We start from the raw sequence: 24,795 nt of genomic DNA, 5'->3' as shown, positions 1-24,795 counted from the left end.
GAATTATAATCAACTATTTCTTTAACAGTTATATTTAAACCTATCAATATTAATTTATTTCAAATTTAGAAAGATATTCTAAATTACTCTTTAGACTATCACTCATAATAGCATTACCTTTTGGTGTTGCGTATTCTAAATATAAATTACTATCAGTCGAAATCAATCGGCTTAATGTCTTATCTGTATTATTTGCAAGATTATCTACTCCTTTAGGTGACAATACGACAGAATCTTTAAAGGTTTTTTCTTTATGCTTTAATTCGTCAATCGTTAAGTCATTATAAGGATATTTTAAGCTATGCGATTTTAAGGCCTCATCACTATTCGAGGCAACAATGATACCTTGCCCCCCCACAGAATAAAGCCATACATGTTTATAGACTGAGCGAACTGTATTTAAAATATACACTAAATCAATCGGATGCATATGATGTAGTTGAACCCATTGTTGTAGAACCCCTTCTTTATTTAATCTCTTTTCAGATAACTCATAGAATTCTTTATTGTAAAGATTTGCTGCACCAGCAAACCAAATACTTGTAATTTCTAAACTAATTAAGTCATATTTCTTATCTTGGGTTAATAAAAAATTTCGCCCATCCGTATAAATTAAATTGACCCCTGACTGACTTATTACATTATGGTTAATATCAGCAAAATATTTATTTGCCATAAATACAATATCTTTAGATAACTCAACAACATCAAGGGCTTGAAATCCCTGTTCATGTAATACACGAGCAGTCATACCTGTACCATAACCAATAGCTAAAGCGCTTTTACGTTCAGCATTATGCAGAAGAGGAATTAACGCAAAAGATTCCTGTGCTAAAGTTTCACCTGAATTGTTCCCTTGAAATTTACCATTAGTTAATAAGGTTAGATATTTACCATCAGAACTACGTGTAACGGAAGTCACGCCACCTTCTATACTTTCAGTATGATCTATTACATCTCCCCAATATGACGGCATGAAGTAAACATTCGCCCCTTGTGCCAAGCTGGTAAAATTCCAATTTTTTGGGTAGATTAGGAAAAGTACCAGAGTTGATACTACCACTCCAGCAGTATAAGGATTAAATTTATAATTTACTTTAATTACGGATACTAATACTAGTACTGCTAAAATTAATGAAATCACAGCAAGTAATAAAAAAACCTTATTTGAACCCATTAATGGTAACAATAAAAATCCAACCAATAAAACTCCAGATATATTACCAATAGTATTTAATGCACTTGAAATACCTAAACCTTTTGCATTACCTTGTCCCAGCCAATCCGCAGCTAAACTCATTGCTGCAGGATAGCTTGCACCGATGAAGAGTGTCGCTGGAAGCATGGCCAAAGCACAAATTGCCCCCCTTAAAATCTCTCTTGCCCAAAATCCTAAATGGATATAGTTTTGCATCTCACCAAAGCTAGCAAAATAAGCAGGAATTCTATCCCATAATAATGCTGTAATAATAATAGATGCAGCAATTCCACATTGGGCAAGAACAATTAATGTTGTTCTATCTATATAGTTAAGTGCTTTTTTACCAAAGATTGAGCCTAAACCTAGACCCAATAAAAATACCGCAAGCATTAAGGCAAAAGCATAAACACTATTACCAGCCACTACTGCTAGCATATGAATTGAAACAACTTCTAGGCCTAGCGTAACTGCTCCACCAACAGTTAATACAATTAGTGCTACTATGCCAAATATTTTTGGTACATAAACTTTAGAAATGATAGATTTGTCATCATTTATTTCCTGAGTTTGTTTTTTTTGTTTTTTAAACTGCTCTATGGTATAGAGGGCGATCATCAAACTAAAAACGGCAGCTAAATTCGTCGCACCGATTCGACCTATTGCAGAAATAAAGAAATACCCACCAATAAATGAACCTAATGCAGCACCAATCACATTTGCACTATATAGTCGGCTAATTGCTGTATCACTTTGAATGTTGAGTTGTTTTAAATATTTAAACATGATGGGTAAAGTTGCACCCATCAAAATAGTAGGAATACCTAAAACAATCACACCCAACGCCACTCGTAAAAATGTTACATAAGGGTCATCTGCGGATAATCCAGTGACAGACACAACATAAATATTCTGAATGACCTTAAATAAAAATGGGGTAATAACTGCATATAGACCAATAAATGCTTCTATGCCTGCATAATACAAAAGTGGTTTTTTTACTTTATCAGCAATATACCCACCCAACCAAGCACCTAAAGCCATACCAGACATATAGGTTGTTAAAACAGTATATGAAGCTAAAGAGGTACTACCAAATGTAACTGCTAAACTTTTTGCATAAACTACTTCATACAATAAACCTGCAAAACCCGAAGCAACAAATACACCAATCACCCAGCGAGGGATAGTAGATGTTTTTAGTTTTTTTGTATCCTCTATTTCTAAGCTAGGAATTTTTAGTTCAGTATCATTCCATACATATTTGATATATATACTAAATAAAATAGTTGCTATCAATACACTCCAAATGGCAAATATTTGTACAAATAATAAATTATTGGATAGCCATTCTGCTGATGTTAATAGCATGAGCATCCAAAGAATGAATGTTATACCTGTTGCAACCCAAAGGGTTGTAACTTTTTTATTTTTAAAAATAAAATTATTAGGATTTGCTAATCCTACACCTACAAATCCAGCAAATGGTAACGCTACAACTAAATCTAGAAGATAATGTTCACCCAATACAATAGTTGCAAGTGCAGTTGCAATAACAAAAAAAGTAGCAAAAACAAAATAGATTTTTTTTGGCAAATTTGCAGTCAATAACCAAATTAGTAAAGCACCTGTCAAGTGCATAGACGGCATACCATTACGAGGTACTGGTCCTAAAAACTTTACCCCTCCCTCTATAGTATCTGTAGATGGCATATTACTTGGATAATATTCTGATAAAAATGCGTATATAGGTCCAGAAACAGGGATAATGCTATAACAAACGAAAGCCAAACCAAATGGCACAATAAGCACCCTTAAAATATTATACTGCTCTGTATAACCATAACGAATATTAAGAGCGACAACAAAAAAAAGTAGTAAGCCCAATATGGCATACATTTCAGAAATAAAAATTTGCAAGACTGCATGTGTTCTATTAAACCAAGTCATCATGCTATTAGTTACATTACCAAAAGCCGCATCAATCCTATATATATTATAATCATGGACATGTGGAAAAATAATTTTTGTAATATCTAAAGCTGAAGAGGTTGCCCAGGACATTAATGTAAACAAGGCAATAAATAAAAAATAAACTTGAGCATGTTCTTTATTCTGTTTTGTTGCAATATTTTTAATTTGTTGCAAAAAAACTAAGATTCCTAAGGGTGCTAAAATTGTAATAAAATTTGCAGCCGGATTTAAAGAAGTTGATTCTATATGAAAAAATAAAAAATAGATAAAACTAATAAAACCAATGGATAAACAAAAAACTATATATTTTATATTTAAAATATTTTTATTCGCAATAACAACTATAAAAGCTGTAACACCCAAATACCCCCCCATCTGATTTAAAAGTCTTATAAAATTCATTTCTACAAAATTTGGTAATGGCGAAAACACACCAAATAATGTCCCGTAAAATAACTGTATTATAAATGTCACTGGAATAATCAAGATTAACCATGATTTTAGATTTTTTATTAATTCAGTCATCCAACTCTTCTCTTTAATTAAAATAACAAAAAAGGGAGAATTCTCTCCCTTTTTCAAATCATCATTATTATGAACGACAAGCTTGCGGCAAATATTTCGCAGATAGACTTGATGAACAAGCCCACGTATATGCACCACTCTCTTCTTTTGGTGTTAATACAACCGTACCTGATGCAATTGGAGATGCAACACCTGAACCACGAAGTGTCGCAGTGACTACACCACTAGCACCAACTTCAACATAGGATACATATTTACCTGTAATATCTGTAGAAGCTGCAATACCTGCTTCTGCATTAGAAGTAGGCCAAGCGCCAGTATTAGCACGTACTTCTGTTACTGCTGCTTTTTGACCACTAGCCAAAGTTACAGCTTCTGTTACTTGTGCACGAGCAATATAATCTTGATAAGCAGGAATCGCAATCGCAGCAAGAATACCGATAATTGCAACAACGATCATTAATTCGATAAGGGTAAAACCTTTTTGAACTGATTTCATAACATTCTCCACAAATGTTTTTTAATTTAATTATTTAATAAAGCTATGTAGCTTGTTTTATAAATAGCACAGAGCGTGCCAAGATTTATTATAGTTAAAATAACAGAAAAAACAGCACTTTAAAAAAATATTTTTATTTTTTGTAATCATTACGTCTCTTTTTGTGTTTAAAAGTGACGATTTGTGTCACTTTATCACCGTTTTTTAGCGCAGAATTATGGGTGCATTTGCGATTTCATTCTTTCGATCTACAGACTTACCTGCATAAAAGTGATCCATCACTTCACCAATCTCATTTACACCAACCGTCAAAGCTATTCGGTATTGTTTATTTTGCATGTTTTGGATAATTCGCGCGCAAATATCCTGCCACACTTGGGCATCGGTTGCCTGTCTCATCCCGCGATCAATGACAATTTCAACCTGACGTTCACACAAGTTTAAATAAAGCAAAACACCACTATTAAATTCCGTATCCCACACACCCAGTTCAGCAAAAAGCTGCTCAGCACGTGCGCGGGTATTTTGGTAATAGGCTTGGTTTGACGGAATATGCCCTTCGATCACCACCTGTATTTCGCCCACATGGCCATGTTCAGCTTCTGTTACCGCTTGAGCAATGGCCTGCTGATCTTGCTTATTAAAAAAGCGGTTTGCTGCAGGCATATAAAAGAAGTGCTTCAACCAGCGTTTAAAACTTGGTTGTTGTGTTTCCTGTGTTTTAGGACAAGTGACAATTTCTGTTGTTTCTGTTTTCGTTACCATGAACCTGATGCTCCCCCGCCGCCGAAGCCACCACCGCCTCCGCTATAGCCACCGCCACCAAAACCACCACCACCGCTACGGCCTCCACCGCCCCCACCACCAGCAAGGAACATTTGAAAAATGGTTTGAGCAATAGCAGTAATCAGTAGAAAGAAAATTGCTCCACCCATCAACAGACTGGTGAGTAGACCTGCACCATTGACCAGTCCCGCGACCGTGCCTGCTACTGCAGCAGTTGAGGCACTTAAACGCTTACCGACAATAAAGGATGCAAAAATACCAATCACCAAAATGATGAGAACCGTTGTAAACGTTTTCTCTTTGGCTTGTTGCTCGTGTAAGGCTTGTTCTTGGCGTTCTTTTAACTCTTGGGCTGCCTGAGCTGCAACTTCAGGGTCTTGATTTAAAATACGTGTTATTTCCGTTAAGCCAGCATCTATGCCTTGAGCATATTGGGCTTGCTTAAAATACGGTGTGATTTGATTACGAATTATGCGACTAACGATGATATCGGGCATGATTCCTTCTAACCCATAACCCGTTAATATTTGTATGCGACGATCATTCACAGCAATCGCCATCAATATCCCGTTGTCACGTTTTGCAGAACCGAGTTGCCATTTTTCTGCAACACGCATGGCATAATCAAAAATATCTTCTTGACCTGTGGTTGGCACAATCACGACACCAATTTGTGCCTTACCTTGTTCGTGCAACTGTAGAATTTTCTGACTAATGGCTTGCTTTTCAGCAGCCGAAAGTAAATTTGCCTGATCAACTACCGGTTCATTTAGCGTCGGCAAGCCACGAATCGACTCGCCATCTGCCATATCATTGGCGATATTCGGCTGCTGAATTTTGATTTCAGGCTGTGCTGTTGTTTCTTTTTGTGTAGCTGACTGCTGATCTTTTAATATTTTACCGACAACAACTGTTTCAGCATCTACATCTGTAGCGGTGGCAGTTTCTGAATGTGTGAAACTCACCACACACAATAAGCATGCTAAAACCATGCGCTGCAGCCACAACAAACCTGTATGTTTTAGCTCAAAATCCACCATCAGCCCACCTCACAATGCAGTGATGCCAATTAATTAAAATCAACTTTCGGTGCAGTTTGTGCACTTTGCTCTGCGCTAAAGTTAGGCTTGGTATCCATACCGATGACTTTAGCCGTCATCACTTGCGGGAACTGGCGTGCATAGCCGTTAAAGTCTTGTACCGTAGTAATGTAGCGATTACGTGCGACAGCGATCCGGTTTTCAGTGCCTTCTAATTGAACCTGTAAATCACGGAATTGCTCATTGGCTTTTAAGTCTGGATAATTTTCCGATACTGCAATTAAACGAGAAAGTGCGCTGGTCATCTGCGCTTGAGCTTCTTGATATTTTTGGAACAGTGCTGGATCTTCCAAAACTTCCTTATCCACTTTTAAGCCCGCAACATTGGCACGTGCTTGAGTCACTTCGGTCAGTACTTGTTCCTCATGTTTCGCGTAACCTTTAACCACATTGACAAGGTTAGGTACCAAATCTGCACGGCGTTGATATTGGTTTTGCACCTCAGACCATGCTGCTGTAACGGCCTCGTCTTTGACTTGTAATGTGTTATAGCCACAACCACTGAGGGTCAACGTACTGACTAATGCGATTGCGAGCATGCTTTTTTTCATTGAATTCATAACCCTTAACCTCAAGTATTTATTTGTAATTGTTTAAATAAATTCATTCTAACCTTATTTTTCGAATGAATTATGTATTTTCTTTGTGATTAAACTGATCTACTCGAAAAATATTTAGCATAAAAAAAAGCCCACAACTCGGGCTTTTTTAACATTTTGAATTAACTATACAATTGCGGTGTAATTTCAGTCTGAAAACTTTCCATTTGATATTCATCAGCAAGGCGTTCTTTCCAATATTTCACGATCTGACTGTAATCAATTTCGCTCGGATGGAATTCTGCTTTGTAATATGACAAATATTCAGGCGCTAGTTGAATAAACATTTTTGCCAATAAATATGCCCCGAATATATTTCCACCAACCTTCGGCAAACTTTTTTTCTTATCCTGCATAAATAGCTTCGTTGCAGAATAAAACGTAAGACTTGCAAAACCCGTGGTCACACTGCGCATAATCATGCGACGTATTTTGTCATCTCCATAGACATGCTGATATACATCGAATGCTACCGCACGATGCTCAATCTCTTCAATCGCATGCCACACCCAAAGTTTCACTGCATCATCATCTAAAGTACTGAGCACTTCTGGATGTCTTAAAATATAGCCACCAAGTAAAGCGGTAAAATGTTCAAAAGCACAGGTGATTGCAAGTTGAATCTTTGGATGTAAGTTTTTTACATAGCTATCTTTACGTGCCAGCCATGCTTGGAAACGATCTAAATTATAGGTTTCACTGCGCCAAGCATCATTAAATTCAGCATGGGCTTTGGAATGCATCGCTTCTTGCCCAATGAATGCTGCGATCTCAGCTTGCAATTTTTCATCACTGACTTGATCGCGTACATTACGCACGCTATGCACAAAGAATTGCTCACCAATGGGAAAGGTCGATGACAATGCCGTCAATAAATGCGACATCACCGGTGAGTTGGCAAAATAATGCCGGCGAATCGCTTTAGGATTGAATTGTGCTCGACGTACCGTAATGCCAATGGCTTTAGGACGATTTAGATATGTTTTTTGTGTCGTCACTTGCGTCATGGTCGCTTCCTAAAATTTAGATCATGATCGCAGTATGTAATTCCTAAGCTCTTTCACACATGGCAAAATGTGCTAGCACACTTGCATAATTCACCATTCTAAAGCGCTGTCTGACAACTTTTCAGCGTATTTATCTGCAAAATCCATTTACTTGTCATTTGAGGTAAATTCCAAAAAATAAAAACCCGCCGAAGCGAGTTTTTTGAATAAATCCAATGCAATCACTGGCATGTCATGACTTAAACATCTAAGTAGTCAAGAATACCTTCTGCAGCTTGGCGACCTTCCCAGATTGCGGTTACCACAAGGTCCGATCCACGGACCATATCACCGCCGGCAAAAATTTTCGGATTCGATGTCTGGAACTTAAATTCTTGCTGTTCAGCAGCAATGACGCGACCTGAACCATCCATACTGATGTTTGATGTAGTAAACCAATCTGCAGGGCTGGTACGGAAACCGAAGGCAAGCAATACTGCATCTGCTGGTAAAATTTCTTCTGAACCTGGAACTGGCTCAGGGCTACGACGACCGCGACTATCAGGCGCGCCAAGCTGTGTAGTCACAACTTTAACACCCGTCACTTTGCCATTTTCACCCACAATTTCAATTGGCTGGCGATTAAATTGGAAATCCACACCTTCTTCACGTGCATTTTTCACTTCACGACGTGAACCCGGCATGTTTTCTTCATCACGACGGTAGGCACAGACAACGGATTCGGCACCTTGACGGATCGAGGTACGGTTACAGTCCATCGCGGTATCACCACCACCCAGAACAATCACTTTTTTGCCTTCCATGCTGATGTATTCAGATGGATCTTTTTCCCAACCTTGCGTACGGTTCACATTGGCAATCAAGAAATCCAGTGCATCATGCACACCAACAAGGTCTTCACCCGCGAAACCGCCCTTCATGTAAGTATAGGTTCCCATACCCATGAATACAGCGTCGTAATCAGCCAATAGCTGATCAATGGTCACATCTGTACCAATTTCAGTATTTAGACGGAATTCAACGCCCATGCCAGAGAAAATCTCACGGCGACGTTTCATCACATCTTTTTCCATTTTGAATTCTGGAATACCAAATGTCAGCAAACCACCAATTTCAGGGCGTTTGTCAAATACAACTGGTTTCACACCATTACGTACAAGAATATCGGCACAGCCAAGGCCAGCAGGGCCTGCACCAATAATCGCAACTTTCTTGTCTGTCCACTTAACGTGTGACATATCTGGACGCCAGCCCAATGCAAAGGCTGTATCGTTAATGTATTTTTCAGCATTACCAATGGTGACTGCACCAAAGCCGTCATTTAGCGTACACGCGCCTTCACATAACCGGTCTTGTGGGCACACACGACCACAAACTTCAGGCAAGGTGTTGGTTTGATGACACAATTCAGCCGCTTGGAAAATGCGACCTTCTGCAATTAGTTTTAACCAGTTTGGAATGTAGTTATGTACTGGACATTTCCATTCACAATATGGGTTACCGCAACCTAAGCAGCGGTGCGTTTGGTTTTTTGCAACTTCAGCTGTAAACGGTTTATAGATTTCCACAAATTCTGCTTTGCGGACAACTAGATCTTTTTTCTCTGGATCTTGGCGTGCTACATCCAGGAACTGAAAGTCATTATTTAGGCGCTCTGCCATGTCTCTCTCCGTGGGTAGGTGTAAGCATGTTTGGACTTACACCTGCCTATCAAATCTGCAGTAGTGGAATTATTGTGGATCAGCTTGAGTTGTTTTCAACAAAGTCTGCAAATTAGCAGCTTTTGGTTTCACAAGCCAGAATTTGCGGCTATAGAAGTCAAACTCGTTGCGGATCTTATACGCCCAAGCACTACCTGTTTCTTTAATATGTTCATCTAAGATACGGCACAAGAACTCTTTATGTTCTTCCATCGACTCTGTAGAGATACGGTTCAATTCAATCAGTTCGTGGTTGTAATGGTCTACAAAGTCATTGTCGAGGTCGAGCACATAAGCGAAACCGCCTGTCATACCCGCACCAAAGTTATGACCCACTTTACCCAATACAGTCACGATACCACCTGTCATGTATTCACAGCAGTGGTCGCCTGCACCTTCAATCACAGCAAACGCACCTGAGTTACGTACTGCAAAACGCTCACCTGCTGTACCTGCAGCAAACAATTTACCGCCTGTTGCACCATATAAACAGGTGTTACCAATGATCGCAGTATTTTGCGTTTGGAACGGTGAACCTTTAGGTGGGAAGATCGAGATACGACCGCCAGCCATACCTTTACCCACGTAATCATTCGCATCGCCTTCTAGGCTGATGTGTAAACCACCTGCGTTCCAAACACCCAATGACTGACCTGCAGTCCCTGTTAATTTAACTTTAACAGGGTGTGCTTCCATACTGAGGTTGCCATAACGTTTTGCAATCTCACCTGAAATACGCGCGCCAATTGAACGGTCACAGTTACCAATAGTGAAACCGTATTCACCGCCTGTACCTGCCTCAATCGCTGGCAGCATTTCTGCCACCATTTTTTCAGCCAAGAGACCTTTATCAAATGGTGCATTGCCTTGTACTTCACAGTACTGAGCTTTACCTTCAGCCGCAGGATGCGATTGGAGCAATGCGCTCAAATCAAGGTGTGCATGTTTTTCAGTTTCACCCGGAAGCATTTCCAGTAAATCTGTACGGCCAATCAAATCTTTCAGACTTGAAACGCCTAGCGCTGCTAACCATTCACGTGTTTCTTCCGCAATAAAGTGGAAGAAATTGATCAGCATTTCAGGCTCACCGATATAGTGTTCCTGACGTAAATGATCTTGTTGTGTTGCAACACCGGTCGCACAGTTGTTTAAGTGGCAAATACGTAGGTATTTACAACCTAATGCGATCATCGGTGTAGAACCGAAACCGAAACTTTCTGCCCCAAGAATCGCTGCTTTCACAACGTCTAGACCTGTTTTCAAACCACCATCGGTTTGTACACGGACTTTGCCACGTAGGTCATTCACACGAAGCGCCTGATGTGCCTCAGATAGACCAAGCTCCCATGGAGAACCTGCATGGTGAATTGAAGAAAGTGGAGAAGCCGCTGTACCGCCGTCATAACCAGAAATGGTAATGAAGTCTGCATATGCTTTTGCTACACCTGCCGCAATCGTACCAACACCCGGCTCAGAAACCAGCTTAACGGACACCATCGCCTGTGGGTTAACCTGTTTTAAATCGAAAATTAACTGTGATAAATCTTCGATTGAGTAGATGTCGTGATGCGGCGGCGGAGAAATTAATGTCACACCCGGTACTGAGTAACGTAAACGTGCAATTAAGCCATTCACTTTACCGCCCGGCAACTGACCACCTTCACCTGGTTTTGCACCTTGCGCCACTTTAATTTGAAGGACTTCTGCAGAAGTAAGATATGCAGGGGTCACACCAAAACGGCCAGATGCAATTTGTTTGATTTTCGAGTTACGGATTGTGCCGTAACGCGCTGGGTCTTCGCCGCCCTCACCTGAGTTCGAGCGACCACCAATGGTATTCATAGCGATTGCAATGGCTTCGTGCGCTTCAGGTGATAATGCGCCTAAAGACATCCCAGCCGAGTCAAAACGTGGCAGAATTTCTTCCACGGATTCAACTTGCTCCAAAGCAATCGAATTGTCAGTTTTTAACTTGAATAAGTCACGAATCGTCGCGATTGGACGGTTATTCACTAGCTCTGCGTATTCTTTAAAGTCCGCATAATTACCAGAACGCACAGATTTATGCAGCGCATTGATCACGTCTGGGTTAAAGGCGTGATATTCCTTACCGAATACAAATTTCAACATACCGCCTTGATCGATTGGCTTACGTGATTTCCACGCCAAATCTGCCAATTTTTTCAAGTCATTTTCTAGATCAGAGAATGTTGCGCCTTTAATACGGCTCGGTACGCCAGTAAAGCATTTTGCAACCACTTCATCAGAAAGACCGACTGCTTCAAATAACTGACCGCCACGGTAAGAGGCAACTGTAGAAATACCCATCTTAGAAAGTACTTTCAATAAGCCTTTCTCAATGCCTTTACGGAAGTTCGCTTGTGCATGAATTGGGTCACCCAACAACTCGCCTTTTGCAATCAAGTCATTGATCACGTCATAAGCCAAGTATGGATAGATCGCAGTCGCACCGAAACCAAGAATCACCGCAAACTGATGTGCATCACGCGCCAAACCAGTTTCCACAATGATGTTGGCATCGGTACGTAGACCCACATTGATTAAATAGTGGTGAACCGCGCCTGTTGCCATCAATGCATTTGCAGGTAAGAAACCTTGACGGATTTTCTTATCAGACAATACGAGTAGTGTTTTACCATCACGAATCGCTTGTGCAGATTCTTCACAAATGCGCGCGATAGCAGCTTCTAATCCTTCATCTTCTGCATAGTTCAGGTCAATATCTGCAATTTCATAACCTTTACGACCAAGGGTACGAATTTGATGCATTTTCGAATTTGACAATACTGGGCTTGAAATGATCAGACGATCTGCGTGCTCTGGACCTTGTTCAAATACATTTTGTTCACGGCCGAGACATGTCTCTAACGACATTACGATCGATTCACGTAATGGATCGATTGGCGGATTCGTAACCTGAGCGAACTGCTGACGGAAGTAGTCAGACACATGGCGCACTTGACGAGACAATACTGCCATTGGCGTATCATCACCCATTGAGCCCACGGCTTCCTGACCGCTTTCAGCGATTGGACGAAGCAATTGGTCACGCTCTTCAAAGGTCACCATGAACATTTTTTGTGAAGCTTTCAGGTCATCACCTTTTAAGCCTTGATCACATAAATATTCTTCTAGCTCTGGACTGCCTTGTACACGTACTGAGTTTTCACGTAACCACTGACGGTACGGACGCATACGTTTGAGGTGATTACTCACATCTTGAGTATCGAGCATTTTGCCGGTAAAGGTATCAATCACCAAGATTTGACCCGGACCGACACGGCCTTTAGACACAACGTCTTCTGGTTCATAACCCCAAACACCAATTTCGGATGCCAAAGTAATGTAACCATTTTTGGTAATCACCCAACGTGCTGGACGTAAACCATTACGGTCAAGCATACAAATCGCATGACGACCATCTTGAATTACCAGACCTGCTGGACCATCCCAAGCTTCCATATGTTTTGAGTTGAATTCATAGAATGCACGTAAATCCGCATCTAAAGTTTCAACGTTTTGCCAAGCTGGTGGAACCAACATGCGCAGCGCACGGAACAAATCCATACCGCCACCAACAAGGATTTCCAGCATATTGTCTAAGCTTGAAGAATCCGAACCTGTACGGTTTACGATTGGATTCAGCTCAGTTAAACCCGGCAATAATGGGTTTTCAAATTTTGGTGTACGTGCCATCGCCCAGTTACGGTTTGCGGTAATGGTATTGATCTCACCATTATGTGCTAAGTAACGGAACGGCTGAGCCAATGGCCAACGAGGCAAGGTATTGGTTGAGAAGCGCTGATGGAATACAACAATGTGTGACTTTAAACGCTCATCAGCAAGATCGGTATAGAAATCAGCAATGGCTGCTGGCATCATCAAACCTTTATAGCTGATCACAGTTGAGCATAAAGTGGTTACATAGAAGTATGGGTCAGCAGTCAGCTGTTGTTCTGCACGACGACGTGCCATCACCAACTTACGGTTGAATTCAACCTCTGAAACACCCATTGGGCAATTTACGATAATTTGTTCAAATGCAGGCAATGACTGCATCGCGATTGAACCCAACGCATCGTTATTGGTTGGCACAACACGCCAAGCGATGACTTTACAACCTTCGTCTTCGATTTCTTTGGTTAAAATTTGTTTTGCATGTGCGGCTAATGCAGGGTCTAGGTTTAGAAATACCGTACCCACAGCAAAGATTTCACTCAATGTAATGTCACTGAGTTTTTTCGCTTCTTCACGGAAAAATTCTTTGGGCATAGCAAGGAGTAGACCGCAGCCGTCACCGGTTTTGCCATCTGCGGCAATACCACCACGGTGGGTCATACAACTTAAACTATGCATTGCGGTTTTGACGAGATCATGGCTTGCATCACCCTGCATATGGGCGATTAAACCGAAACCACAGTTATCTTTAAACTCATCCGGTTGGTATAAACCTTGAGCGGGAGCTACAGTATTAGGCGATGGCATGTGCATAGCGTACCCTTCTTTTCTTTACAGCTCTTTCGAGCACTTAACAAACTAATTTCTTGTTGCGATTCGTCTTAACTTACTCACATGAATTGTTCTGTCGAGCAAAATTATTTCTTATTCACACCCTTAAGATAAACCGAATTCATCTTAGATGCATGAATAAAAGTCAAATTTTCTGCTTTTGCAGTTCAGATCAGGGATAACGACTGGATTAATGACTTCGCACTTTTATCGAATCATTTTCGCGCCAAAACAGGGAGAAAAGTTCAATTTACGCACCAATTAAGCAATATACATGCCAACTTGATGCATTTTCTCCTAAGATGGCTGATTACAAACATTTTTTAGTTATAACAAATAATTTAAATTGTTCTTTTATAATTTTATGCACTTTTTCTGTGCAGTTTAGACTTTTCCTAAGACATCTTGCGCTATTTTAGAACTAATTGAATGGATCGGTTACTTCTTGCTCTACCGGTGCAGGTTTTAGACGTGGTGCATCTACACTACTTTGTGATTTTTGCACATCAATCACATTCCCTTCAGCATCACGGCGAGTCACCGTAGTACTTGTTGTTGCATTAGCTGGAGTTGTTACCGACGCTGCAGCCGCTGCTTTTCGTGCTGCGATTTGAGCTTCATCAATTTTCGGTAAAGGCACAGACTTTAATTTAACAGCATATAACTTTTGACTCGACGACATTTCTTCCGTGCCCAAGTCATTCACATATGCTTGATATTGTTTAAATTCCACAACTTCAGGTTTAATTGAAGCAGGCAAAGCAATGTTAAGGCTCGACATTGCAGCTTTGGCATCATTTTGCGACGAATATGGTCCAGTTAAAATGACGTATTGCTCAGGATGGTCTTCACCAGAAAGACGTAGATAAATAAATTTGTGACGCTCAGGCTGCTTACGTAAGAAGCTTTTTAATATATCTTCTTCAGAAACCCGAAATAATTCAACACCATAAAGTTTGGCAGAATCATTGATAAACTTAGTGCCGCGAAATTCTGGCTCATGTTGAGCTGTAGCAACCACACGGGTCGTCATATCAAGTGGACGCACTTCTTCATTTAACGCACCAAGATGGGACATTGCCGCCACTTTCTCGGGCTGAATTTGCAAATCCACTTCAGTTTCTGCTTGTTTTTCAACTTCAACCAATTCTTTGGTATCTGTAATCGCCCAGAAAACCAATGCAGCGAACAGACACACAGCTCCACCCACCAACCATGCGTAGTGATGAACTTTTTGCCATTGAGACTGCCGCGCTGCCATGATGTACCTACTCTGCCTGATTTGCCAAAATTGCCTGTTTCATTAACTCAACATCAAACTCTTTGGTGATGATGGCCTGACCTAATGATTTCAGTAAAATAAGTCGTAATTGCCCATTCAATACTTTTTTATCATGGGACATATACGCCAAAAATTCCTCTAGCGGAATTTTAGGGCAAACTATCGGTAATTGTGCACGTAAAATGATTTTTTTTGTACGTTCTAAATCTTCAGCTGTAATCCAGCCCATACGATGGGACAAATCTGCAGCCATTACCATCCCTGTTGCAACGGCTTCACCATGTAACCATTCACCATATCCTAAGTACGATTCAATCGCATGACCAAAGGTATGACCCAGGTTTAATAACGCACGCTCACCTTGTTCTTTTTCATCATTGGCCACAATACGCGCTTTATGCGCACATGAACGATATACGGCTTCAGCTAACAAGGTTGCATCACCTGCGACCAATGCATCCATATGTTGCTCAAGCCAAGCCAAGAATTCAACATCACCTAACAATGCATATTTGATCACTTCGGCCAAACCTGCAGAAAGTTCACGCGCTGGTAAAGTTTTTAATTGCGCCATATCAGCAAGGACCACTTGGGGTTGCTGGAAAGCACCAATCATGTTTTTACCCAGTGGATGGTTAATCCCCGTTTTTCCGCCGACACTTGAATCCACTTGAGAAAGCAAAGTCGTCGGCACTTGAATAAAATACACACCACGTTGATAGCATGCAGAGGCAAAACCGGTCATATCCCCAATGACACCCCCACCTAATGCCAAAACCGTGCAATCGCGGTTAAAGCCTGCTTCGAGCAAGGCATCAAAAATTAAATTCAAATGGTCTAAATTTTTATACTTTTCACCATCAGGCAAAATACATGTTGCAACGGTTTTCCCTAATGCCCCAATTGCATCTACATAATGTTTTAAATAGAGCGGAGCAACTGTGGTATTAGAAACAATCATTACTTGTTTACCCTGAATATAAGGCTCAAGTAAAGTTTGTGGATTGAGGTCACTCCCAATAAAAATAGGGTAGCGACGATCACCAAGTTCAACATGTAAGGTTTGCATGAATTTAACCTTTTTCTAACGAGATATATTTTGTGAAACAATTAAATTAAAAATTTTTTGCGCAAGATCTCTCGCGGCACCTTGATTGGTTTCAATAATATAGTGCGCGACTTCACGATAAAGAGGATCACGGGCAGCCAATAAATCTCGTAGCTTTTGCTCTGGATTTTCCACTTGTAGAAGTGGACGATTTTTGTCGCGGTAGGTTCGTTGTAACTGAATTTCCACCGGAGTATATAGATAAACAACAATACCACGTTGTTTTAAAAATTCACGATTTGGGGGCTGAGTCACTGCTCCACCACCAGTCGCCAAGACCAGTTGTTTTTTTGCAGTTAACTCATCAATGACATTCGTTTCACGACTTCTAAAGCCTTTTTCCCCTTCCTTTTCAAAAATCCAAGGAATGGTCGCACCTGTTTTACGTTCAATTTCATGGTCACTGTCTAGAAATTCACGTCCTAACAATTCTGCTAAATGTCGCCCTACGGTTGTTTTTCCTGCCCCCATTGGCCCTACCAAATAAATATTTGGTAGGGTTTCAAACTCTTTGCTTGGCAAGGAGTCACCTATTTCTTTTGTTAAATTGAAAATATATTAATGATTTCTGGTAACACTGTCATTAACAATTCGCGGAGTAACAAAAATTAGAAGTTCAGTCTTTTTGTCCGACTTTGTATCTTTACGGAAAAGACGACCTAAGTATGGTAAATCTCCTAAGAATGGTACTTTAGTTTGACTCAATGTATTTTGCTGTTCAAAAATACCGCCGAGCACAACAGTTTCACCGTTGTTGACTAAGACATCAGTATTAATTTCATTTTTATTCAGGATGATTTCACCATTTTGTGCATAACCTGCTGGAGAGTCACTCTTGATATTTAGCTTCATTTGTACTTTCCCATCAGGAGTAATGCTTGGTGTCACATCCAAACTCAATAAAGCATCCTTGAATTCAGTTGATGATGTTGCATTTGAACCCGTACCTGTTGTGGTTTGATACGGAATCTCTTGACCTGATGCAACTTTGGCCTGTTGTTTATCCGCTGTCAGTACTTTTGGTGTAGAAATGACTTCACCATAACCATCCGCTTGTAAAGCAGAAAGCTCTAAATCCAACATAAAATCAGAAAGACTAATCAAGCCAAAAGCAATTCGACTTGCACCTGCAGTAGTCACACCTAAGTCCACGTTTAAGTTACTTGGACGCTGAATGGTATATTTCCCATCATCATCCGGTGTTTTTAAGTCCCACAGCGTTGTATCACTACCACCCACCAATAAGTGGTCATTTTGGTTAATCCCTTGAGACAAGAGCCCCCATTTCACACCCATTTCTTTGGTAAAGTCGGTAGAGGCTTTTACAATTCGTGCTTCAACCATAACTTGCTTGACTGACACATCAAGTAAATCTACCATTTTACGAATCTGATCAATTTTCTGTGATGTATCATTTATGATAAGCATATTAGTACGAGGATCTACAGAAACTGTTCCACGCGGACTTAATAAAGAACCAACACTATCCCCTAAAAGCTCGGTATTATTCGAGTTCGAGTTCGAGTTCGAGTTTTTTGAATTACGACCTTCGGTAATTAACTTTTCTATATCTACGGCTTTAGCATAGCTAAGTTGAATATACTCAGTTTGTAACGGTGCCAATTTAACACTTTGTGCAATAGCTTTAGCTTCTTCTTCTTCCGCTTTAATCAACTCAGAAACAGGCGCAATCCAAATCACATTACCATTACGACGTTTATCTAAATTTTTGGTTTTCAACACGATGTCTAGTGCTTGATCCCAAGGCACATCTTTCAAACGAAGTGTAATATTTCCTTGTACCGTATCAGCAGCAACCATATTAATTTCGGTAAAATCAGCCAAGAGTTGCAGCACGCGGCGTACTTCAATATCTTGGAAGTCTAATGAAATCTTCTTACCGGTATAATGATTTGCGGCTTTAGGACGTAATGGATTCTTATCTTCCGGACGTTTCAAACTCACCGTTAATTTATTATCGGTTTGATACGCCATATATTCATAGCTGCCCGTCGACTGAATGGTAATCACCCCATTACCGCCATCATTATGTGCATCAACCGTAGCAACAGGTGTTGCAAAATCATTGACATTTAAACGGCGCGTCAAATGTGAAGGTACTTTATTACCTAAAGTACGGATCACCACTTTACTGCCTTGTTGTTGAACATCAACAGGGGTATTTCCACCCAGTAAATCCACAACAACTTGACCTTCACCATTAGAACCTCGGTGGAAACCAATATTTGAAATACCTTGTTGCTGACGTTGTGCTACAGGCTGTACATAACTAGTAGCTTGTGCAGAATTAATTTTTAAAATAAAGGTATTACCTTCAACACGCGTGGTAAAAGCACCCGCATTGGCCAAATTCACAGTTAAGCGCGCACGTTGTGCATCCGAACTCACATCCACAGTGCTCGCTTCAGCCGTTGCCACAGGAATTGAACTTTGTTTTAAATTTTGCTGTGCTTTATCAAAGTCTAAAACCAGTCGTGATGGTTGATCGAGTTGATAAGCTTGTGGTTGCGGCGGCAAGCCATTAAACATCACGCGAATTTCAGTCCCTTGACCTGGAATTTGCATTGGTACCACATTGGTTACACTCACCTGAGCATTGGCAACTTGCATCATCGCCATTGCAACAGCCCCCATCGAAAACTGACGAAACACATGATTCATTGTATTGCCATCCCCAAAAATAAAATCTTGTACACTATTCTTCATTTTTATTCCTTTAAGCTTAAGGTGCTGGTCCAATTAATATGAGACTTCTAGGACGCTCTACATATCCTTCTCGCCCATCCGGAATAATCTCAATCAAATCAATTTGAGTCGGGGTAATATTTACCACTCGACCATGATTGAGCCCCATATAACTTCCACGTTGAATACGTTCAACTTCACCATCAGGCGTCTGAATCAAGGCTAAAATTTGCCCAGATTGGTTACGCATACTACCCTTCATATTCAGGGTTTCGAGTGCATAACTTTCCAAAGGTTGAGGCTGACGACTCAAGTTTGGATAAACACGCTTACCCGCCATGATTTTAAGTTCTGCTGCCAATGAACTTGGCAAGAACGGACTTTTTAATGAATGCGCTGCATAATTAAAAGTCTCGACAGGCACAAAATCTGGCGCAGGCTCAATCGCTAGTGGCGCTTGATTGCGTATATTTGCCATCTCTTGATTGACCACATCAATACGTGATTCACAACCTGCTAATACAAATCCAACCATCACAGAAAGTGCCAATTTATTCATTTTCATTTTGGAGCCTCCTGTGTACTTGCTGAATCTGCAGCTTTCGCAGCACTTTCAGTATTTCCTTCGTAACGATATGTTTTCGCAGAAATTACATAATCAATTTTTGGAATATCTGAGTTCTTTTCTTTATTTTCAGTTGCTGTAATCGTTAAATTATGCAAAGTCACAATCCGTGAAAGCCCAGCAATACCACTAACAAATGAACCAAAGGCATGGTAATCACCCGTTGCTTCGATATGAATTGGCTGTTCCGTAAAGAACTCTTGCTTCACTTCAGGCTCAAGACGAATAATTTTAAATTTCAGTCCAGAATTCACGCCTGTTAAGTTGATATCTTCAACCAAACCTGGAATTTCAGTTTCTTTCGGCAATTGTTCTAATTGTTGATTAAAACGTGCTTCCATATCCTGCAACTGCAATTGATATTGTTGCAAATTACGTAGTTTTGAATCTTTTTCACGAAACTCATTCAACAAATTTTGTTCTTGTGCATTGGCACTTGAAATGGCTTCAATTTTGCCTTTAATCGCCAAGAAATAGCCCAAAATTGCCACAAGGATAATGATAAAAATCCAGCAGGTAATTTTGACTGAAATTGGCCAACTACCATAATTGTTTGGATCTAGCGTATTGAACTGCTGTACAAACTTATCAAAAGTCATTTTCTTTTTCGGAATGACAACAGCATCTTGATTCAATTGTTCAAATTCATCACGACTCATTTTGCAGCCTCCGGAGTTGGTGTTGCTGCAGTTTGTGCGTCAGATGTTTGCGCCGATGAAGCTGACTGTCCTGCATTTGCTGCTGGATCATTAATGGTCGGCTGCGCAATTTGCTCCAAATCAGCAGTCACAGTAAATGCACCATAAGATTCTTCTACGCGAGGAACCACTGACGTCGGCGCTTTGTCTTTTTTCTCTTCAGCCACAAGGAATGAGCTCATGAAGGCATTACGATACCAAGGTGATGCTTCCAAATTACGCAGTAAATCGGCAACAGTATTTGGACTTTCCGCACGCCCTTCGATCATAAATTTGTCGCCATTACGCTCAAATTTTGTGATGTACATATTGGCAGGTGTCACACGAACCAATTCATCTACAAGATGTACCGCGATTGGACGTTGACCTTGTAAGCCTTGAATCAACTTCATGCGTTCAATAATGGCATTACGCTGTTCTTGCAAACCATCTAAAGACTTTAATTGAACATCTAAATTTTGGTTATGACTGATAATCAATTGGTTCGCTTGTTCTTGATCTTTTAATTTGTGATCAAAGTACAACCATGTTAAACCAACCCCAATTACCCCAATTAAGAAAGCCCCAATACAAAGTGCAATAAATTCTTTTTTTCGTTTCTCTCTTAGCTCATCACGCCAAGGGAGCAAGTTAATTTTTGCCATTAATCAAAACTCCTCAATGCTAGACCGCATGCCACCATGAGTGATGAGGCATCATTTTCAATTTTTTTAATATCAATTTGAGGTGAAAAACCCATTTGTAAGAATGGATTGGCAATCGTGACGCGGTAACCCAATTTTTGTTGAAGTAGTTTTGCAAGCCCCGGAATATTGGCATTCCCCCCTGCCAATAAAATATGGTCAATTTCGTTGAACTGTGAAGATGAGAAGAAGAACTGTAAAGAACGCGCTGCTTGTTGCACGACAGCTTCTAAGAAAGGTTCTAAGACTTCAACATCATAATCATCTGGCAAAGCACGTGTTTTTTTCGCACGACCCGCTTCTTCGAAAGACAATGCATAGCGATTTTGAATTTCCTGTGTCAATTGTTTGCCACCAAACACTTGCTCACGGGTATAAATCACTTTGTTATTCTGCATGACAGATAAGGTCGTCATACTATGACCAATATCTAAAATGCCCACGGTATTTACACCCATTGGCAAAGTATCTGAGAAAACTTTAAATGCATTTTCAATTGCAAAGCTTTCTACATCGCCAATTTTTGGTGTAAGACCAGCAAGCTGAATAACTTCCGCACGCGCTTCGACATTTTCAATACGTGTAGCGACAAGCAAAACATTGACACGATTTGGATTGGATAGGCGATCCGGCAAAACCTCAAAATCAAGGCTCGCTTCATCCAATGGGAAAGGAATATATTGCTCAGCATCATCACGAATCTGAATTTCACGTTCATCATCGTTCATATCTGCGTCCATTTCGATGATTTTTGTAATCACCATCGACGTTGGAACTGCCAAAGCTGCATTGGTCGTCTGTGTATTGGCCAAATTAATTGCGCGCTCTAAACAGTCACCGACAGCTTCCGGATTCAATATGTTCTTTTCAACAACACTTCCTTCTGGTAATGGGACCAAAGCATAGCTTTCTACCCAATACCGCCCACTCTTTACAGAAAGTTCCAAAACCTTAACAGAAGTCGAACTAATATCTACTCCTATTAACCCCTTATTTGGCTTACGATATAACCTGAGCACAATATAATTCCTATTATTTTTTTATCCCCAAAAAAATTAACCCACTAATTAGCATTGGTCTATAATTTTATACAGATACAATAACTCATCTAACAATCCGTATATCGAAAGGATATACTGACCACCAATTAGTTTGCCATTAGCTCTTATTAAAACTTACTTGTTATGAAAAAGCTATCTTGTTCAGGCCTTGTTCATCCATTTTTTTTGGCCATTATTATTATTTTGGTCGCAATTCCAATGGGTTTCTATGGCATGTATCTCTATATTGCCCCGTCTTTGCCTGAAATGTCCATCTTAAAAAAGGCTCCATTATTAAAACCATTACAGGTTTATAGTGCTGATAATGAGCTGATTGCAGAATATGGTGGCAAACTTTCGGTCCCTGTAGAGTACGACCAAATCCCGTCTCATTTCATTCATGGCTTTTTAGCTGCGGAAGATTCTTCGTTTTTTGAACACAGCGGCATTAGTTTCAAAGGATTGGGGCGTGCCGTCAGTGAAAGTATTACCGGTTCCGATGTGCAAACCGGTGGTTCAACCATTACCATGCAGGTTGCAAAAAACTATTATCTGACTCCAGAGCGTACTTTAAAACGTAAACTGACCGAAGTTTTCCTTGCTCGAAAAATTGAACAAAATCTAAGTAAAGAAGAAATTTTAACGCTGTATGTCAACAAAATCTTTTTAGGAAAAAATGCCTACGGGATCGCAGCAGCAGCAAAAATTTATTATAACAAGAGCCTGCAAGATTTAAGTTTGGCTCAAATGGCAATGATTTCAGGCTTACCTAAAGCACCTTCAAAATACAATCCTGTAGCCAACCCAAAACGTGCTTTAGAGCGTCGTAATTGGATTTTAGGCCGTATGTTGCAATTGGGGTATATCAATCAATCTGAATATCAAAAAGCGATTGCTGAACCGATTAATCTCGATATGCCTGACCGCGGGGTCAGCAACAAATTCCCCTACGTCGGGGAAATGGTTCGCTCTGAGCTCGTAGAAAAGTTTGGTGAACAAGCGACGGATTCTGGCTATAAAGTCTACACCACTATCAACAGCCAACGCCAAGCCTATGCTGAGCAGGCTGTACAAGAGGGTCTCGAAGCTTACGATAGACGACATGGTTGGCGTGGTGCAGAAGCACATGATGAACCCTTAAAAAACTTTATTCCATATGCCAACACCTATCCTGCCGAAGTAACCAAAGTCAACAACACCAGTATCGTAGTGTTGATGCAAGACGGCAGTAGTGTGACAGTTCCATGGTCAGGTTTATCTTGGGCACGCCCCTATCGCAATGCCAATAGTGTAGGCAATGCGCCTAGCAAAGCCTCTCAAATTGTAAAAGTAAAAGATATTATTCGCCTACGTCCGAATGCGGACAAAAGCTCATGGGCTTTGGTGCAAATTCCCAAAGCGCAAGGTCAATTAATTGCACTTAATCCCAATAATGGTGGTATTGAAGCCATTGTGGGTGGTTATAATTTTTATCAATCTAAATTTAACCGTGCTCTACAAGGCTGGCGTCAGCCGGGTTCAACCATTAAACCCTTTGTTTATGCTTTAGCACTTGAACGTGGCATGACTCCGTATTCCATGGTCAATGACAATCCAATTACGATTGGCAAGTGGACGCCTAAAAACTCTGACGGTCGCTATTTAGGGATGATACCTCTACGCCGTGCCCTCTATTTATCACGTAACACAGTTTCAGTACGCTTATTACAAGTCGTCGGGATTGAACGTACTCGCCAATTATTTATGGATTTTGGCTTACAAGAAAACCAAATTCCACGTAACTACACCATTGCTTTAGGTACCCCACAGGTGTTGCCGATTCAAATGGCGACAGGTTATGCGACTTTTGCCAACGGTGGATATCGTATTCAACCCCATTTTATTAGCCGTATTGAAGATGCTTATGGCAAAGTCATTTATCAAGCCAATCCTGAATATGCATGTATTCAATGTATCAATCAAAAGGACGAAGTTGAATCTGCAGATCCGACCACGCCGGATGATGAAGTGATTGAAGTCACCAATCAGGATAACAAGCCCGCTGAATCAAAAATTTCCGATACTGAAGCAGCAAACTATAAACAAGCTCAGCGGATTTTGAAGTCAAGTTCAGCCTTTGATATGGCGAACATCTTGCGTGACGTGATCCAACACGGTACAGGTCGTGCGGCTTTAAAAATTGGTCGCGGTGATTTAGGCGGTAAAACCGGTACAACCAATGATGCAAAAGACGCGTGGTTTGCTGGATTTAATGGAAAATTGGTCACTGTGGCTTGGGTCGGTTTTGACCAACCCTCTACTTTAGGTCGCCGTGAATATGGTGGTGTTGCAGCATTGCCTATTTGGTCAGATTTTATGGCGAAATCACTTAAAGGCACACCTGAAGCTTGGGTGCGTTTAGACACCAATGCCAAGAATCCAATCAACCGTAATTCGGCTAAAGCGACTCAAGGTCAACCTGAACAAGATCGTGCAGCAACGCCACCAATGGCTCAACCGCTGTATCGTCCTGCTCCTGTTGCACCGAAGCCTCAGGCTTCGCAAAATGATTTTGACGACCTTCCTGGGTCTACTGAAACCAATCTTGCACCGACTCGAACTGCGCCTCCGCCAATGCAGCCTAAACCACAAGGTGCAGAGCATAAAACGGACGCACTTGATCATCTCATCGATCAAGTTCAGTAAATGCTGCATAAAAAAAGTCCTCAAACGAGGGCTTTTTTTATCACTTCCAA

The 24,795-nt window shown here is 40.7% G+C and carries 17 protein-coding genes; 1 reads left to right on the top strand and 16 read right to left on the bottom strand.

Annotation, left to right across the window (positions count from 1 at the left end; all coding sequences use genetic code 11):
* Positions 1 to 49: 49 nt before the first annotated feature.
* The 16 genes from FTU79_RS05670 to FTU79_RS05595 form a co-directional block, all read right to left on the bottom strand.
* On the bottom strand, positions 50 to 3,697 hold the full coding sequence (locus FTU79_RS05670) for a fused MFS/spermidine synthase (protein WP_180049186.1): 3,648 nt from the start codon (positions 3,695 to 3,697) through the stop codon (positions 50 to 52).
* Between the two features lie 67 nt (positions 3,698 to 3,764).
* Positions 3,765 to 4,196, bottom strand: a complete 432-nt coding sequence (locus FTU79_RS05665; protein WP_180049184.1) for a pilin — start codon at positions 4,194 to 4,196, stop codon at positions 3,765 to 3,767.
* Positions 4,197 to 4,400: 204 nt separating this feature from the next.
* On the bottom strand, positions 4,401 to 4,961 hold the full coding sequence (locus FTU79_RS05660; RefSeq protein WP_180049181.1) for a TPM domain-containing protein: 561 nt from the start codon (positions 4,959 to 4,961) through the stop codon (positions 4,401 to 4,403).
* Positions 4,955 to 6,022: a TPM domain-containing protein gene (locus FTU79_RS05655; RefSeq protein ID WP_180049179.1), complete on the bottom strand. Its 1,068-nt coding sequence runs from the start codon at positions 6,020 to 6,022 to the stop codon at positions 4,955 to 4,957. Before FTU79_RS05655 ends, FTU79_RS05660 begins: the two co-directional genes overlap by 7 nt.
* Positions 6,023 to 6,051: 29 nt before the next feature.
* Positions 6,052 to 6,642 carry a LemA family protein gene (locus tag FTU79_RS05650; protein WP_078189372.1) on the bottom strand — a complete coding sequence of 197 codons (591 nt, stop codon included), beginning with the start codon at positions 6,640 to 6,642 and terminating at the stop codon, positions 6,052 to 6,054.
* Positions 6,643 to 6,803: 161 nt separating this feature from the next.
* Positions 6,804 to 7,688: a metal-dependent hydrolase gene (locus FTU79_RS05645; protein ID WP_180049177.1), complete on the bottom strand. Its 885-nt coding sequence runs from the start codon at positions 7,686 to 7,688 to the stop codon at positions 6,804 to 6,806.
* Between the two features lie 239 nt (positions 7,689 to 7,927).
* Complete coding sequence (locus FTU79_RS05640; protein ID WP_078189374.1) at positions 7,928 to 9,349, bottom strand: FAD-dependent oxidoreductase; 1,422 nt, start codon at positions 9,347 to 9,349, stop codon at positions 7,928 to 7,930.
* A gap of 69 nt (positions 9,350 to 9,418) precedes the next feature.
* Complete coding sequence (gene gltB, locus FTU79_RS05635; protein ID WP_180049175.1) at positions 9,419 to 13,894, bottom strand: glutamate synthase large subunit; 4,476 nt, start codon at positions 13,892 to 13,894, stop codon at positions 9,419 to 9,421.
* Positions 13,895 to 14,339: 445 nt separating this feature from the next.
* Positions 14,340 to 15,179: a hypothetical protein gene (locus tag FTU79_RS05630; protein ID WP_180049173.1), complete on the bottom strand. Its 840-nt coding sequence runs from the start codon at positions 15,177 to 15,179 to the stop codon at positions 14,340 to 14,342.
* A 7-nt stretch (positions 15,180 to 15,186) separates the two neighbouring features.
* The gene (gene aroB / locus FTU79_RS05625; RefSeq protein WP_180049171.1) at positions 15,187 to 16,269 is read right to left on the bottom strand and encodes a 3-dehydroquinate synthase; all 1,083 of its coding nucleotides are present in this window, start codon (positions 16,267 to 16,269) and stop codon (positions 15,187 to 15,189) included.
* 15 nt (positions 16,270 to 16,284) lie between these two features.
* On the bottom strand, positions 16,285 to 16,830 hold the full coding sequence (gene aroK / locus FTU79_RS05620) for a shikimate kinase AroK (protein WP_078189378.1): 546 nt from the start codon (positions 16,828 to 16,830) through the stop codon (positions 16,285 to 16,287).
* A gap of 36 nt (positions 16,831 to 16,866) precedes the next feature.
* Positions 16,867 to 18,990, bottom strand: a complete 2,124-nt coding sequence (pilQ, locus tag FTU79_RS05615) for a type IV pilus secretin PilQ family protein (protein ID WP_180049307.1) — start codon at positions 18,988 to 18,990, stop codon at positions 16,867 to 16,869.
* Positions 18,991 to 19,051: 61 nt separating this feature from the next.
* Positions 19,052 to 19,579 carry a pilus assembly protein PilP gene (locus tag FTU79_RS05610; protein ID WP_078192530.1) on the bottom strand — a complete coding sequence of 176 codons (528 nt, stop codon included), beginning with the start codon at positions 19,577 to 19,579 and terminating at the stop codon, positions 19,052 to 19,054.
* On the bottom strand, positions 19,576 to 20,298 hold the full coding sequence (locus FTU79_RS05605) for a type 4a pilus biogenesis protein PilO (RefSeq protein WP_078189381.1): 723 nt from the start codon (positions 20,296 to 20,298) through the stop codon (positions 19,576 to 19,578). Before FTU79_RS05605 ends, FTU79_RS05610 begins: the two co-directional genes overlap by 4 nt.
* Positions 20,295 to 20,981, bottom strand: coding sequence for a PilN domain-containing protein (locus FTU79_RS05600; protein ID WP_078189382.1), 687 nt, complete (start codon positions 20,979 to 20,981; stop codon positions 20,295 to 20,297). Before FTU79_RS05600 ends, FTU79_RS05605 begins: the two co-directional genes overlap by 4 nt.
* Positions 20,981 to 22,039, bottom strand: a complete 1,059-nt coding sequence (locus FTU79_RS05595; RefSeq protein WP_078189383.1) for a pilus assembly protein PilM — start codon at positions 22,037 to 22,039, stop codon at positions 20,981 to 20,983. Before FTU79_RS05595 ends, FTU79_RS05600 begins: the two co-directional genes overlap by 1 nt.
* Positions 22,040 to 22,204: 165 nt before the next feature.
* On the opposite strand from FTU79_RS05595, the gene ponA reads away from it, so the two are divergent.
* On the top strand, positions 22,205 to 24,745 hold the full coding sequence (gene ponA, locus FTU79_RS05590; RefSeq protein WP_180049169.1) for a penicillin-binding protein PBP1a: 2,541 nt from the start codon (positions 22,205 to 22,207) through the stop codon (positions 24,743 to 24,745).
* The last annotated feature ends 50 nt before the right edge of the window (positions 24,746 to 24,795 follow it).

The organism is Acinetobacter sp. YH12144, assembly GCF_013418345.1.
Taxonomy (GTDB): Bacteria; Pseudomonadota; Gammaproteobacteria; order Pseudomonadales; family Moraxellaceae; genus Acinetobacter; species Acinetobacter amyesii.
This window is presented reverse-complemented; position numbering and strand designations above follow the sequence as displayed.

What these genes read in the sequence shown, in the direction of transcription:
- FTU79_RS05640 (WP_078189374.1), bottom strand. Translation starts at nt 9,349, where the DNA reads ATGGCAGAGCGCCTAAATAATGACTTTCAGTTCCTGGATGTAGCACGC.
- ponA (WP_180049169.1), top strand. Translation starts at nt 22,205, where the DNA reads ATGAAAAAGCTATCTTGTTCAGGCCTTGTTCATCCATTTTTTTTGGCC.
- FTU79_RS05655 (WP_180049179.1), bottom strand. Translation starts at nt 6,022, where the DNA reads ATGGTGGATTTTGAGCTAAAACATACAGGTTTGTTGTGGCTGCAGCGC.
- FTU79_RS05650 (WP_078189372.1), bottom strand. Translation starts at nt 6,642, where the DNA reads ATGAATTCAATGAAAAAAAGCATGCTCGCAATCGCATTAGTCAGTACG.
- FTU79_RS05610 (WP_078192530.1), bottom strand. Translation starts at nt 19,579, where the DNA reads ATGAAAATGAATAAATTGGCACTTTCTGTGATGGTTGGATTTGTATTA.
- FTU79_RS05600 (WP_078189382.1), bottom strand. Translation starts at nt 20,981, where the DNA reads ATGGCAAAAATTAACTTGCTCCCTTGGCGTGATGAGCTAAGAGAGAAA.
- FTU79_RS05630 (WP_180049173.1), bottom strand. Translation starts at nt 15,179, where the DNA reads ATGGCAGCGCGGCAGTCTCAATGGCAAAAAGTTCATCACTACGCATGG.
- FTU79_RS05665 (WP_180049184.1), bottom strand. Translation starts at nt 4,196, where the DNA reads ATGAAATCAGTTCAAAAAGGTTTTACCCTTATCGAATTAATGATCGTT.
- aroB (WP_180049171.1), bottom strand. Translation starts at nt 16,269, where the DNA reads ATGCAAACCTTACATGTTGAACTTGGTGATCGTCGCTACCCTATTTTT.
- FTU79_RS05645 (WP_180049177.1), bottom strand. Translation starts at nt 7,688, where the DNA reads ATGACGCAAGTGACGACACAAAAAACATATCTAAATCGTCCTAAAGCC.
- FTU79_RS05660 (WP_180049181.1), bottom strand. Translation starts at nt 4,961, where the DNA reads ATGGTAACGAAAACAGAAACAACAGAAATTGTCACTTGTCCTAAAACA.
- FTU79_RS05605 (WP_078189381.1), bottom strand. Translation starts at nt 20,298, where the DNA reads ATGAGTCGTGATGAATTTGAACAATTGAATCAAGATGCTGTTGTCATT.
- gltB (WP_180049175.1), bottom strand. Translation starts at nt 13,894, where the DNA reads ATGCCATCGCCTAATACTGTAGCTCCCGCTCAAGGTTTATACCAACCG.
- FTU79_RS05670 (WP_180049186.1), bottom strand. Translation starts at nt 3,697, where the DNA reads ATGACTGAATTAATAAAAAATCTAAAATCATGGTTAATCTTGATTATT.
- pilQ (WP_180049307.1), bottom strand. Translation starts at nt 18,990, where the DNA reads ATGAATCATGTGTTTCGTCAGTTTTCGATGGGGGCTGTTGCAATGGCG.